Here is a 12,635-nt window from a genome sequence, read left to right as displayed (position 1 = left end):
ACGAGATGGGGGACGACATGACGGCCGACGACTTCATGAGCGGCGTCCGGCGCGCCTGCACCGGCGACCCGGCCGCACCGCTCGTACTGCTCGGGAACATCGAGGTCGAACGCGACTGGGCGCGCGGCGAGCCCGGCGTGCCGGCCGTCGGGGACAACGCGCCCTCCGCGGTCGTCGCGCGCATGGACGAGTTCGCGCTGCTGCTCGGCGGCGCGGGCGACCACGTGATCCTCAAGTCCGCGCCCGACCCCGGCTATCTGGACTACCTGCGCGGCCTGGGCCTCGACCTGCCGCACGTGCAGGTCACCGACCGGTGCGGGCCCGCCGTGCCCGTCACCGGGGAGGCACTGGACTCTCCCGCCCTGCTCGCCCGGCTACGCGCGCTCGGCGACGTCCGGCTCCTCCCGCACGGGATGTCCGCCGCCGAGGAGGAGCTGTGCCGGCGCGCGGGCCTCGCCGCCGCGCTGCCGGCCGCGGCGCTCGCCAAACGCGTCAACAGCAAGATCTACAGCCGCCGGGTCACCGCCGAGCTGGGCGTGCCGCTCGCCGAGGGCTGGGAGTGCGAGTCGGTCGCGGAGTTCGAGGCCGTGGCGGAGAAGGCCGCGGCCCGGATCGCGGACGGCGCGGTCGTCGGCGTCAAGGACGCGTACGGCGTCTCCGGCAAGGGCATCGTCGTCGCCGACCGGGCGCGGCGGCTGGAGCAACTGGTGCGGATGGTGCGGCGGCGCGCGGAACGCACCGGGGACGACCGGCTCGCCGTCGTCGTGGAGGTGTGGGCCGACAAGGCCGCCGACCTCAACTACCACCTCACCGTGGGCCGGGACGGCTCCGTGCGCTTCGACTTCGTCAAGGAGGCGCTGACCGCGGGCGGCGTCCACCAGGGCCACCGCTTCCCGGCCCGGCTCACCCCGGAGCAGCACGCCGTCGTGCGGGAGACCGCGGAACTCCTCGGCCGGCGGCTCGCCGCCGACGGCTACCACGGCCCCGTGGGCGTCGACGCCCTCGTACGGACCGACGGCTCGCTGCTGCCCGTGCTGGAGATCAACGCCCGCAACAACATGTCCACGTACCAGACGCGGCTGCAGGAGCAGTGCGTTCCCGCGGACGCGGTCGTCCTCGCCCGGCAGTACGACGTGCGGCTGCCCGCGCCCGTCCCGTTCGGCCGGCTCGCCGCCGCCCTCGGCCCCCTCCTCTTCGACCGTGCCGCCGGCCGCGGCGCGCTCCCCGACAACCACGCGACCGTCAACGCGGCCTTCGCCGGCCAGGAAGCGTCCCCGGCCGCCCCGGCGGACGGCCGCTTCTACTTCCTGCTCACCGCCCCCGGCCAGGCGGCGGCCGACGCCCTGGACGCCGAAGTGGCCGCGCGCCTGACCGAGTTCGGAGACGTACGATGACCGACGCCACGCCCGCGGCCCACTGCCAGGGCCTCGCGCTCACCGACCTGGCCGCCGAGTTCGGCACGCCGCTCTACCTCTACGACGCCGACCTGCTGCGCGCCCAGTACACCGGCCTGCGGGAGCGGCTGCACCCGGCGCTGCGCCTCTTCTACTCCCTCAAGGCCAACCCCAACCTCGCCGTCACCCGCACCATGCGCGAGCTGGGCGCGGGGCTGGAACTCTCGTCGCTGGCGGAGCTGGCCACCGCGCAGCGCGCCGGCGCCACCGGCGCGGAGATGCTCTTCCTCGGCCCCGGCAAGAGCCGCGACGAGATCGCCGCCTGCCTCAAGGCGGGCGCCCGGCTGATCGCCGAGTCGCTGCCCGAACTGGCCGTCATCGACGAGGAGGCCCGCCACCGCGGCACCACCGCCGAGGTGCTGTTGCGCGTCAACCCGGCGTTCGAGCTGAAGGGCGGCGGGCTGACCATGGGCGGCAAGCCGCGGCAATTCGGCATCGACGAGGAGGTGCTCGCCGGGCTCGCCCCCGCCGGCCTGCGGCGGTACGGGAACGTCCGGGTGACCGGCGTGCACGCGTACATGGGCACCCGCATCCTCGCCGCCGCCGCGATCGTCGAGAACACCCGGCGCATCCTGGAGCTGGCCGAACGGCTCGCCGGGCGGCTCGGGTTCGCGCTCGGCACGGTCGACGTCGGCGGCGGCCTCGGCGTGGCGTACCACGCGGCGGAGAGCGACATCGACGCCGGCGAGCTCACCGCGGGCCTCAACCCCGTCGTCGCCGCCTTTCACGCCGCGCATCCGGACACCCGGCTGGTGATGGAGCTGGGCCGCTACCTCGCCGCGCCCGCCGGGACGTACCTCACCCGCGTCCGCTACACCAAGGAGTCGCGCGGCGAGCGCTTCGCCGTCTGCGACGGCGGCACCAACCACCACATGGCGGCCGTCGGCATCGGCTCGCCCTTCCGCCGCAACTTCCCCATGCACCGCGTCGGCGGCGGCGGACCCCTCGTCCCGTGGAACGTCACCGGGCCGCTGTGCACCCCCAACGACACCCTCGGCAAGGCCGTCGGCCTGCCCGCGGACCTCGCCCCCGGCGACCTCGTCGCCGTCGCCCGCTCCGGCGCGTACGGGCCGAGCGCCTCGCCCGTGCTGTTCCTCAGCCACGGCCACCCTGCCGAGGTGCTGGTCGCCGGCGGGCGGGCGCGTCTCGTACGGCGCCGCGACACCGTCGACGACCTGCTGGCGCGCCAGCAGGACACCGCGCCGTAGCCCCGCCCGCGACCACCGCACGAAGCACGCACGCACCACCGTTCCCCCTCAGGAGGCAGAGCATGACCACGCACGTCGACGAGGCCCGGGCCGACCTTGCGGCCACAGTCATCAAGTCGCTGGAGGTCGTGCTGCGCAAGGACCTCGGCGAGGCCACCGCGCAGACGAAGCTCTTCGAGGAGCTGGGCCTGGACTCCACCAGCGTCCTCGAACTGCTCATGACGCTGGAGGACGACCACGGCATCGAGATCGACCCCGAGACCCTGGAGCCCGAGCACCTGGAGACGGTCGGGGCCGTGTGCGCCTTCATCGAGGCGTCCGCGGGACCGGGCGCGGCGGGCTAGGCGGTGGCGATGCCCGTCGCACTGGAGCGGCTGACCGCCGTCGGCCCGCCGCCGGCGGGACACGGCGGCACCACGGCCGCGGACCTGCGGGAGTACGCCGACGACCTGGAGACGGTCTACGGCCCGCTGCCCGACCGCACCTGGCTGGAGCACGGCGAGCGGGTCTCGTACCCGGACCTCGTGACGGCCGCCGCCGGCGTGCTCGGCGGCCGGGACAGCGGTGTGGACCTGCTGCTCACCGTCACCCCCGTGCCGGACTGCCAGGCGCGGGTGCTGCCCGGCTGCCTGCTGGCCGAGCTGCTGGGCGGCCGGCCGCAGGTCGTCGGCGTCAACGACCAGGGCGCGGCCGGGGCGTTCACCGCCCTGCGCCTCGCGCGCGGCAGGATCGCGGGCGGCGAGGCGCGGCGGGCCGCGATCGTCGTCATGGAGCAGTCGACGCTGCCGCCCGAACCCGGGTACGCGCTGCCGCCGGGCAGCGGCGCGGCCGTCCTCGTGCTCGGCACCGGCACCGGGCCGTACCTCGACGGGCTGACCGTTCGCCGCCTGCCCGCCGCGGCCCGGCGTCCCGGCCGGCGCCCGGGCGGCTGGCTGCGGCCGTGGTACGAGGCCGCACTGCGGTACGCCGCCGACCCGTGCGGCGCGCTCGCCGTCGCCGACCGCGACGAGGCCCTGGGCTACGACTGCCGGGCCCGGTTCACGCCGGTGCCGGACGCGGGCGGCCCGCTCACCACCCCCTTCCCGCGGCAGAGCGCACTGGAGGCGCGGACGTGACCGAACGACCCACCCGGCACCCGGGACCGGCGCTCGACACCGCGCTCGGGCTGCGCTGCCGCGCCCGCGCCAAGGCCGAGGGCCCGGCGCCCGCCCTCGCCGAACTCCGCGCGGGACTCGGCCCCGGCGCCCGCGCCTGGGGCCCCGGCGGGCACGCCGTGCTGCCGCTGGCCGCCGCCGAGGCACCGGGCGCCGCGCCGGTCGCCACCCTGGAGTTCGCCTCCGGCGACCTCGGCGTGTGGCGCGACGCGCGCCACCGCGACGGCACCGCGGGCCCCTGGGCCACGGGCGTGCTGTGGATCCGGCTCGGCCTCACCGAGCAACTGCTGCGCACCGCGGCCGACCACCTGGCGGGCCGCCGGGTCGGCGGCGAGGTGCTGGCCGGCATCGCGTCCGTACGCACCGCGCTCGGCGAAGCCGCCGCGGACCTCCTGGAGGCCCGCCTCCTGCTGGAGGACGGCCCGGCCGGCGGCGGGCCCGGGACGGCGGGGGCCGCACCGCCCGGTGCATCCGCGACCGGACCTGACCACCGGCCGGCGTCCGGGCCCGGCGCCGCGGAAGGCGCCCCCGGGACGGCGCAGGCCCAGCGCACCACCGACTCCGGCGCGTCCGCTGCCGCACCGGGCCGCACGGCCGTGTCGGGGCGGGCGGGGCGTGCGGACGCCCTCGAGCCGCCCGGCCCCCGGGCCCCCGCCGGCCACCCCGACCCGCTCGCCGCGTCCCGCGCCGACGGCGCCTGCCGCGCGGCCGAAGTCCTCGTACGGGCGCAGCGTGCCGTGCTGCGGCTGCTCGGGGCCGCCGGGTATCTCGACACCGGGCCCGGGCGGCTCGCCCGCGCCGTCGACCTGCTGGCCGACGTCCATCCCGTCGCCCCGGAGCCTTCGCCCCGCCACCACGCCACCGAGGTGAGCCCATGACCACGACCCCGGCCCGCAGCCGGCCGCCCGCCGGGCACCGGCCGCCGCCGCCCCCCGACCCCGCGCGGCTCTGCGCCGCCGTCGAGGAGTACGCGCAGGCGTTCCGCGCCACCGCACTCGCCATGGACGAGCCCGGCGCCGACCCCCGGACCCTCAACCCCGTCGTCCACGACGCCTACTTCCCCGTCCTCCTCGGCCTCCCGCCCGCGTACAACCCCGACCCGCTCATCGTCGACGGCCGCCCCTGCCACCTCCACACCTGCGTCGAGCGCGTCGTCGTCTACGAGCGCCTCGCCTGGGGCGACGCCGCGCTGATGGTCGCCGCCCCCGGGCCCTCCCTCTCCGGCGTGCTCACCGAGGAACTGGGCGACGACGACCAGAAGGAGCGCTACTACACCACCCTCGCCGCCCGCCCCACCTGGACGTTCTTCGCGCTCACCGAGCCGCACGCCGGCTCCGACGCCACGGCGCTGACCACCGCGCTCACCGAGACCGGGGCCGACGCCGGCACCCCGGCCGCGTACCGGCTCAGCGGCGTCAAGAAGTACATCGGCAACGCCGTCCGCGCCGACCTCGGCGTCGTCTTCGCCCGCATCAAGCCCGGCCCCGTCGGCGTCGTCGCCGTGCTGGTCGAACCCACCAGGCCCGGCTTCACCGCCACCGCGCTGCCCACCACCGGGATGCGCGCCGTCGGGCTCGGCGAGATCCGCCTCGACGGCGTGCCCGTCGCCCGCTCCGACATCCTCGGCATGCACCTGTCCGCGACCCGGCGCGGCATCGTCGGCGCGATGCGCACCTTCAACCGCGCCCGTCCCGTCGTCGCCGCCATGGCCCTCGGCATCGCCCAGGCCGCCTGGGACTACGCCGCCGGCCACCGCCGCACGCTGCGCGCCGACGAGTCGTACGCCATGGACGCGCTGCGCCGCCGGCTGGCCGGCACCCGGCGGCTGGTGCTGGCCGCCGCGGAGCAGGCCGACCGCGACCCCGGCGACGGCACCGTCGCCTCGGCCGCCAAGTACCGGGCCGCCGAACTCGCCCTGGAGACCGCCGAGTACGCCCTCGGGCTCCTCGGCCCCGGCGCCCGGCTCGACCACCCGCTGCTCGACAAGCTGCACCGCGACGCCCGGGCCTTCGAGTTCATGGAGGGCACCGGCACCATGCAGCGGCTCAACCTCGCCCTGGGCCACCGGAAAGGCAGGATCCTCGATGACTGACGTCAAGGAGCACGGCGACCCGGCCCCGGGCGCCGCCCCCGCCCCGCCCGGCGACCTGCGCGCCAGGCTCCGCGGCCTGGCCGTCCCCATCTGCCTCGGCGTCGTCACCGGCCTCGGCGCCCAGTTCGCCATCTCGGCGCTGCTCGGCAACATGGGCGGCGACGCGCTCTACATCCGCGCCCTGTTCATCCCCGTCTCCTTCTTCTTCCTGGCGCTGGAGGAGGGCATCGAGATCAGCAGCCAGGTGGTCTCCGCCCGTCGCCGCGGCGCCGGCGCGGGCGACGACTCGCAGCCGCCGCTGGTACGCATCGGGGCCATCGCGCTCGGCTGCTTCGCCGTCGCCGCCGCTGTCATCGCGCTCGCCGCACCGCGGATGGCCGGCACGCTCGACGTCGACGCCGCCTCGCACGACGACTTCGTGCTCTTCGCCCGGCTGGTCGCCGCGTCGTTCCTGCTGGCCGTCCTCACCTCGGTGGTCGCCGGCACGCTGCGCGGCTGGGGCAGCGCGCGGTCGGCGTCGGTCATCACCATCGCCGTCGCCGGGATGCAGGTGCTCGGGGTGTGGCTCCTCGGCTTTCACGCGGACATGGGCGTCTTCGCCGTGCCCGCGTCCATCGCCGGTGCCTCGGTGGTCGGCCTCATGTCGGGGCTGGTGCTGCTGGCACGCAACGGACTGCTGCGCCTCGGCGGTCCCTCCGAGCCGCTGAGGCAGACCGTGGGGATCCTGGTCACCGTCGGCGTGCCGGTGGCGGTCTCGTACCTCTTCATCGCCGGCATGAACTACACCTCGCTGTGGGTGCTCTCGGACTTCGGTGCCGACGCCGTCGCCGGCTACGGCGGCGCGCACGCCGTCCAGGTGCTGTCCCTGTCGCCCGCGATCGCGCTCGGCTCGGCCGTCGCCATCACCATGAACCAGGCCCTCGGCGCGGGCGAGAGCCACCTGCTGCGGCCCGTCCTGCGCGAGGGCGTGCGGTACGTGCTGATGGTGTACGCGGTCCTGGCCGTCGCCGGCTTCGCGCTGGCCGGGCCGCTCGGCAGGCTGATGAGCGACGACGCCGGCACCGCCGCGTTCACCGACGACTACCTGACGGTCGTCGCGCCGAGCTGGCTGGCGTTCGGCCTGCTCAACATGGTGACGATGAGCCTCCAGCAGGTACGCAACGGGCACCTCACCATCGCCTCCGACATCGTCTACCTCGGCGCCGTCAACGTCGGCGGCGGGCTGCTCGCGCGCGCCGTGGACCACGCGGAGGCGTACTTCGTCGCCCTGGCCGTCGGCAACGTCGTCATCGGCGCGCTGCTGCTCGCCACCGCCTGGCGGCGCTTCGGCCGCGCCGCGGAGGCGGCCTAGGTGGGCGGGGCCGGGGGAGGCGACGCGGTACGGGTCTGGGACGTCGACCTGTCCGGCGACGCGGGTGCGGCGGGCCCCGCCGCGGGGCTGCTCACCGACGCCGAACGGGCCCGCGCCGCACGGCTGGCCGACCCCGTACGCCGCGCGGCGCTGCTCCGCTCGCACGCCGCCGCCCGGCGGCTCCTCGCCGGCCACCTGCGGCTGCCGCCCGGGGAGATCGGCTGGACCGCGGGCCCGAACGGCAAGCCGGCGCTGACCGGCGCGGGCCGCGGCTGCGAGTGGAACCTGTCCCGCTCGGGGCTGCGCGCCCTCGTCGCCGTCGGCGGCGCCGCGCCCGTCGGCGTCGACCTCCAGGCGGAACACCCGCACGGCGACCCGCTGGCGCTGGCCCGGCGGTTCTTCGCCCCCGCCGAGGCGGCCCAGCTCGCCGCGCTGCCCCCGGGCGGCGCCCGGGTGCGGCGGCTGTGCCTGCTGCTGGCCCGCAAGGAGGCGTGGGCCAAGGCCGCCGGCGGGCGGCTGCTCGACTTCCTGCGCCGCGACGTCGGCGCCGACCCGGCGGCGCCCGGCACGCCCCGGCCGGTGGGCGGCGCCGGGCACGCCGTCGCCGACCTCCCGATCGGACCGGGGTACGCCGCCGCGGTCGCCACCACCGGCCGGACGAACGGCCGCATCGACTACCGCAGTTGTGACTGGAGGGACCTGTGCGTACCGAACTGAGCGAGGTGGCGGGCCACACCGCCCGCGTCGTCACCGTCGGCATCGCCGGAGCACCCGCGGGCCGCGGGCCCGTGACCTGGGGCCAGTGGGCCATCCGGCGGGCGATGCTCGACACCGAGCCCGACGACCACGGCACCAACGTCAAGGTGCTGGTGCCCGTCGAACCCGCCGTCCCCGCGGGCCGCGCGGCCGAGGCCGTACGCGGGCTGCTCACCGTGTACGACGCGCTGCGTACCCGTGTGCACGTGGACGGCGACGGCGCGATGCACCAGGAACTCGACGGCGGCGGCACGTTCGGCGTGCACCTCTTCGACGCCGATGACACCGAAGCGGCCGCCGCGCTCGCCGACGCCGTGGAACGCCGGTGGCGCGCCGTGCGGTTCGCGTACGACCGCGAGTGGCCGGTGCGCGCCGCGCTGGTCTGCGTCGACGGAAAGGCGGTGCGCGCCGTGCTCGTCCTCGCGCACGTCGCCACCGACGCGATGGGCCTGACCCTGCTGCACCAGGCGCTGACCGGGTTGCTGCACGGCGCGGAGCCCGCGGCGCTGCGCGCCGCGAGCCGCGGCCACCAGCCGCTGGCGGAGGCCGGGTTCCAGGCGTCGGAGAAGGGCCGCAAGCGCGACGCGGCGGCCCGGCGGCACTGGGTGGAGTCCCTGCGCGACGCCCCCGAGCGGCTGTTCGCCCGCCGGCCGGGCGCACGTCCGCGGTTCCGGCAGGCGGTGCTCGCCTCGCCGAGCCTTCCGGAGGCGCTGCGGACGCTCGACGAGCGCTGGCGGATCGGCTCCTCTGCGGTCCTGCTCGCCGCCGCCTCCGCGGTGGTGGCCCGGCAGTCGCGGCACGACCGCGCGGTGTTCCAGGTGATGGTGAGCAACCGGTTCCAGCCCGTGCTGCGGGAGGCGGTGAGCACGGTGACGCTGGAGGGCCTGTTCACGCTGGACGCGGGGCTCGCACCCGGCTCGGGGCCCGCGGCGTTCGAGGCGCTGGCCCGGCGCGCGGCGCGGGCGGCGATGAAGACGTACTACCACGCGTACTACGACAAGCAGGCGCTGCTGGCGGACCTGCGCGGGCTGGACGAGCGGCGTGGCCGGCCGACGGACCGCACCTGCTGGTACAACGACCTGCGCGACATGCTCACCGAGGCGCGGTCGGTGGACCGGCGTGAACACGAGGGCGTGCGGCCGGAGAAGTCGGTCATCGAGTGGCAGACGCTCGGCCGGCAGTCGGAGACGTCGGTGGCCTGGCACGTCTACAGCAGCAGGCACTTCATGCCGGTGTCGCTGACCGTGGACACCGGCCTGATCGACGAGCCGGCCGCGGAGGCGATGCTGACGGGGTTCGAGGCACTGATCGTCGACGCGGCGGCCGCCACGGAGCCGGCGGACGCGGCGGCGGCGGGGAGCGCGGCGGAGGCGGCGGAACGGCACGCCGGATCGGCCGCCGACGCGGGTGCCGCGGGCCGGAGCCGGGCGGCCCTCGCATGACGCGACCGCCCGTCCGGCTCAGCACCGTCGTCATGTGCCACCCCTCGCGCCTCGCCGGCGCCGAGCGGGTCGCCGCCGGGTGCGCGCCGCTGCCCGCCCGTATCGTCAGGGACCCCGAGCCCGGCGGCTTCCCCAGCCCGCTGCGCACCGCGAAGGTCGCCTGGGCGGCGGTCGCGCCGGGCGCCACCCACCACATGGTGGTGCAGGACGACGTCCACCTCGCCTCCGGCTTCGCCGGACACGTCACCGCGCTCCTCGAACGGCACCCGGACCGGGCCGTGTCGCTGAGCGTGCTGTGGGTGTCGCCGTACAACTCCTACCGGGTGCGGCAGGCGGCCGTGGGCGGCTACGCGGCGGTGCGGCTGGCGCCGTGGGAGTGGGTGCCGTCGCTGGCCCTGGCGCTGCCCGCGGACACCGCCCGCGAACTCGCCGCCTATCTCGCGGAGTTCCCCGACGACACCCGCGACGACGACGAGCACATCGCGGTGTTCTGTGCCGAGCGCGGCATCCCCGTGGTGGCGCCGGTGCCGCACGTGCTCGACCACGGCACCGGGCCCTCCGTCGCGGGCAACGACCACCACGGCATCCGGCTCGCCGTCGCCCGCGCGGCCGGGCCCGTCGCCACCGCCCACTGGGACGGCCCGGAGCTGACCGACCCCGCGCGCCACGGCGGCCTCGGCTACGCCGTCGAACTCGCCGGGTCCCGCTGCCACGTACGGATCCGGCGCAGCGGCGAACAGGAGGCGGCGGAGCAGCCGTTCACCTGGCCGTGGCGCCCCTGGTCGGCCCTGCTCGGCGTGGCGCACGAGACGATCGCCGCCGCCGCCCGCGCGGCCGGACCCGCGCCCCGGGCGCTGCCCGCGGAGCCCGCCGGGGAGGTGTGGGCCGCGGGCTACCTCCTCGGCGCGCTCACCCCGGCGGGCGGCGACGAGCGGGCGGAGCACCGCCGCGTCCGCGAGGACGCCCGCGCGGCGGCGCTGCGGAGCTGGATCACGGCGGGGCTGCGCCCCGGCGACCTGGCGGAGCTGGGAGAAGAGGGCTGCGCGGCGGCGGCGGAGTGGGCGGCGCGCGCGGTCGCCGCGGGCCGGGCGGCGAGGGAGGCGGGGGAGGCGAGGCAGACGGGGGAGCGTCCGGTGGCGTACGGAGCGGGCGTACCGGTGCCGTACGAAGAGGGCCCCGCGGCAAGGGAGGACACGGCCGCGGCGGACGAGTCCGAGCCGGTCCCGCCCCAGGGCACGCCCGCTGCGTACGGGAGCGCGCCGGTCGCGCCCGCCCCTGCCGGCCCCGCGGCCGGCCCCCCGCACCACCCCGCCGTGGAGCGGATGGCGCGCCGCGAGGCGCGCCTCCTGCTCACCCCCGCGCCCGCGGAACTGCCCGACGTGCGGCTCAGGGTCGTGCCCTGCCCGGAGCACCCCGGCGCCGATCCGGCGCTGCCCACCCGCGACCTGCCGGTGCGCTGGCTCGGCGAGCACCTGAGCGAGGCGGCCGGCGACTCCACCCTCGTGGTCCACGCCTGCGAACGCCTCGAACCCCGCCCGCTCGCCGGCCTCGCCGCGCTCCTCGACGGCGGCTGGAAGGGCACCGTCGAGACCCGCGCCGCCACCGTGGCGCGGCTGCGCGCCGCCGGGCTGCGCGGCGCCGCGCTGACCGCGGCGGTCGACGACGCCGAGCGCCGGTTCGCGGCCGGAGACGGCGCCGTCGTCACCCTGCCCGCGGCCTGCCGTCCGGCCGGCGGCACCCCGCGCCGGCTCTGGCCGCACGACGACCCGGAGCTGTCCGCGGCCGACGGCGCGTACGCGCGGCTGCGGCTGCGCCACGTACGCGAGATCGCGCTGTAGCCCGACCAGCACGACGAACGGACAGAAGGTGGTGCGGCCTTGACCGAATCCCCGAGGAAGCCGGCCCACGGCGGCCGGCTGCGGATGCTGGCCGTCGGGGCCCACCCCGACGACATCGAACTGGGCGCGGGCGGACTCGTCGCCAAGGCGCACGAACTCGGCCACCGGGTGGCGTTCCTGATCCTCACCGACGAGGGCGCACACGGCCCGCAGCGCCGCCGCGAGGCGGTACGGGCCGCCGGGGCGCTCGGCGTCGCGCCCGGGGACGTGCACTTCGCGGGCTTCCCCGACGGCCTGCTGCGGGCCGACGGGCCCTCCGTCGGCCGGGTGCGGCAGCTCGTGCGGCGCCACGGCATCCGCCCCGACCTGGTCGTCACGCACACCCAGGCGGACAGCCACAACGACCACGCCGAGACCGGCCGGATCGCGCACGCCGCCTTCCGCGACACCGCGTACCTGCACTTCTCCATCCACATCTCCGCCGAGAGCGACCGCTTCTCGCCGCGCGTCTTCGTCCGCCTCACCCCCGACCGGCTGCGCGCGAAGAGCCGCGCGCTGGCCTGCTACGGCTCGCAGGCACGCCGGATCGGGCGGCTGGAGCTGGCGAAGTACGAGGAGAAGCTGGGGCAGTCGGCCCGTCTGGGCCGGGCGGAAGGCTTCGAGGTCGCCGTGCAGTACGGCACGCCCGACGCGCTCCGCCGGACGGTGGGGCTCAGTGACTCGGCGTTCCACCGCTTCTGGCAGCCGGTGGTCGCCGACGACACGGTCACGCTGCTCTACGGCGTCCCGGACCTCCGGGACCGGGACGCCCTGGTGCACCGGCACGCCGCGCAGGACGGTTTGCGCCGGGCGTTCATCGACTGCTGGCCGCCGCCGTACCCGCTGCGCGAGCAGTTGGCCGACACCGACGAGGCGCTGACCGTCGCCGCGGCCGGCAGCGTCGTCACCACCTGCGGCCCCGAGGACAACCGGATCGCCGCCCGGCTGCGCGCGTCCGGGCGGCTCGCGTGGGCGGCGGAAGCCGACGGGGCCGGCGGCGGGCTGCGCGACCTGCGCACCGGCCGCCTGCTGCGCGGCGGCGCCCGCCGCCATCTCGGCTGCGTCGCCCGCGTCGAGAGCCCGTTCCGGCGCGGCGCGTACGCCGTGCTCACCGGCGGTGCCACGGAGCCGGCCACCAGGGCGGGCCTCGGGCTGCTCGCCGATCCCGGCCGCTGCCCCGGGCTGCTCGATGTCTTCGACCGGGAACCCGTCGCGCACGTCGCCTACGCGGTGGACCCGGTGACCGGCGGGCTGACGCTCGTCGAGGCACGGCACGGCCACGGCACGCCACCCCTGTGAGG

At 77.1% G+C, this 12,635-nt stretch carries 11 protein-coding genes; all 11 read left to right on the top strand.

The window, feature by feature from the left end; genetic code table 11:
• Positions 1-17 precede the first annotated feature (17 nt).
• The 11 genes from ACFYVJ_RS10510 (at position 18) to ACFYVJ_RS10460 (ending at position 12,633) form a co-directional block, all read left to right on the top strand.
• A complete protein-coding gene (locus ACFYVJ_RS10510; protein WP_388888719.1) occupies positions 18-1,394 on the top strand; it encodes a hypothetical protein in 1,377 nt (458 codons plus the stop codon).
• Positions 1,391-2,662 (top strand): alanine racemase, encoded by a 1,272-nt coding sequence (locus ACFYVJ_RS10505; RefSeq protein WP_388888716.1) that lies wholly within the window; start codon positions 1,391-1,393, stop codon positions 2,660-2,662. Before ACFYVJ_RS10510 ends, ACFYVJ_RS10505 begins: the two co-directional genes overlap by 4 nt.
• Positions 2,663-2,724: 62 nt before the next feature.
• Entirely contained in the window at positions 2,725-3,006 is a 282-nt protein-coding gene (locus ACFYVJ_RS10500) for an acyl carrier protein (protein WP_326799658.1), read from the top strand.
• Between the two features lie 9 nt (positions 3,007-3,015).
• Positions 3,016-3,777, top strand: coding sequence for a hypothetical protein (locus ACFYVJ_RS10495; protein ID WP_388888713.1), 762 nt, complete (start codon positions 3,016-3,018; stop codon positions 3,775-3,777).
• A complete protein-coding gene (locus ACFYVJ_RS10490; RefSeq protein ID WP_388888710.1) occupies positions 3,774-4,694 on the top strand; it encodes a hypothetical protein in 921 nt (306 codons plus the stop codon). The genes ACFYVJ_RS10495 and ACFYVJ_RS10490 overlap by 4 nt, the downstream gene beginning before the upstream one ends.
• On the top strand, positions 4,691-5,908 hold the full coding sequence (locus tag ACFYVJ_RS10485) for an acyl-CoA dehydrogenase family protein (protein WP_388888707.1): 1,218 nt from the start codon (positions 4,691-4,693) through the stop codon (positions 5,906-5,908). The genes ACFYVJ_RS10490 and ACFYVJ_RS10485 overlap by 4 nt, the downstream gene beginning before the upstream one ends.
• Entirely contained in the window at positions 5,901-7,259 is a 1,359-nt protein-coding gene (locus ACFYVJ_RS10480; RefSeq protein WP_388888704.1) for an MATE family efflux transporter, read from the top strand. Before ACFYVJ_RS10485 ends, ACFYVJ_RS10480 begins: the two co-directional genes overlap by 8 nt.
• Entirely contained in the window at positions 7,260-7,976 is a 717-nt protein-coding gene (locus tag ACFYVJ_RS10475) for a 4'-phosphopantetheinyl transferase family protein (RefSeq protein WP_388888701.1), read from the top strand. It abuts the gene before it with no gap.
• Positions 7,961-9,457 (top strand): condensation domain-containing protein, encoded by a 1,497-nt coding sequence (locus tag ACFYVJ_RS10470; RefSeq protein WP_388888699.1) that lies wholly within the window; start codon positions 7,961-7,963, stop codon positions 9,455-9,457. The genes ACFYVJ_RS10475 and ACFYVJ_RS10470 overlap by 16 nt, the downstream gene beginning before the upstream one ends.
• Positions 9,454-11,295, top strand: coding sequence for a hypothetical protein (locus ACFYVJ_RS10465; RefSeq protein WP_388888696.1), 1,842 nt, complete (start codon positions 9,454-9,456; stop codon positions 11,293-11,295). The genes ACFYVJ_RS10470 and ACFYVJ_RS10465 overlap by 4 nt, the downstream gene beginning before the upstream one ends.
• A gap of 39 nt (positions 11,296-11,334) precedes the next feature.
• Positions 11,335-12,633 (top strand): PIG-L deacetylase family protein, encoded by a 1,299-nt coding sequence (locus ACFYVJ_RS10460; protein ID WP_388888693.1) that lies wholly within the window; start codon positions 11,335-11,337, stop codon positions 12,631-12,633.
• Positions 12,634-12,635 lie beyond the last annotated feature (2 nt).

Source organism: Streptomyces sp. NPDC004134, from assembly GCF_042874195.1.
In the GTDB taxonomy this organism is placed as follows: domain Bacteria; phylum Actinomycetota; class Actinomycetes; order Streptomycetales; family Streptomycetaceae; genus Streptomyces.
This window is presented reverse-complemented; position numbering and strand designations above follow the sequence as displayed.

Bases quoted from the DNA above. Each gene is read 5' to 3' on its own strand.
- ACFYVJ_RS10465 (WP_388888696.1), top strand. From the start codon at position 9,454: ATGACGCGACCGCCCGTCCGGCTCAGCACCGTCGTCATGTGCCACCCC.
- ACFYVJ_RS10485 (WP_388888707.1), top strand. From the start codon at position 4,691: ATGACCACGACCCCGGCCCGCAGCCGGCCGCCCGCCGGGCACCGGCCG.
- ACFYVJ_RS10505 (WP_388888716.1), top strand. From the start codon at position 1,391: ATGACCGACGCCACGCCCGCGGCCCACTGCCAGGGCCTCGCGCTCACC.
- ACFYVJ_RS10480 (WP_388888704.1), top strand. From the start codon at position 5,901: ATGACTGACGTCAAGGAGCACGGCGACCCGGCCCCGGGCGCCGCCCCC.
- ACFYVJ_RS10510 (WP_388888719.1), top strand. From the start codon at position 18: ATGACGGCCGACGACTTCATGAGCGGCGTCCGGCGCGCCTGCACCGGC.
- ACFYVJ_RS10495 (WP_388888713.1), top strand. From the start codon at position 3,016: ATGCCCGTCGCACTGGAGCGGCTGACCGCCGTCGGCCCGCCGCCGGCG.
- ACFYVJ_RS10500 (WP_326799658.1), top strand. From the start codon at position 2,725: ATGACCACGCACGTCGACGAGGCCCGGGCCGACCTTGCGGCCACAGTC.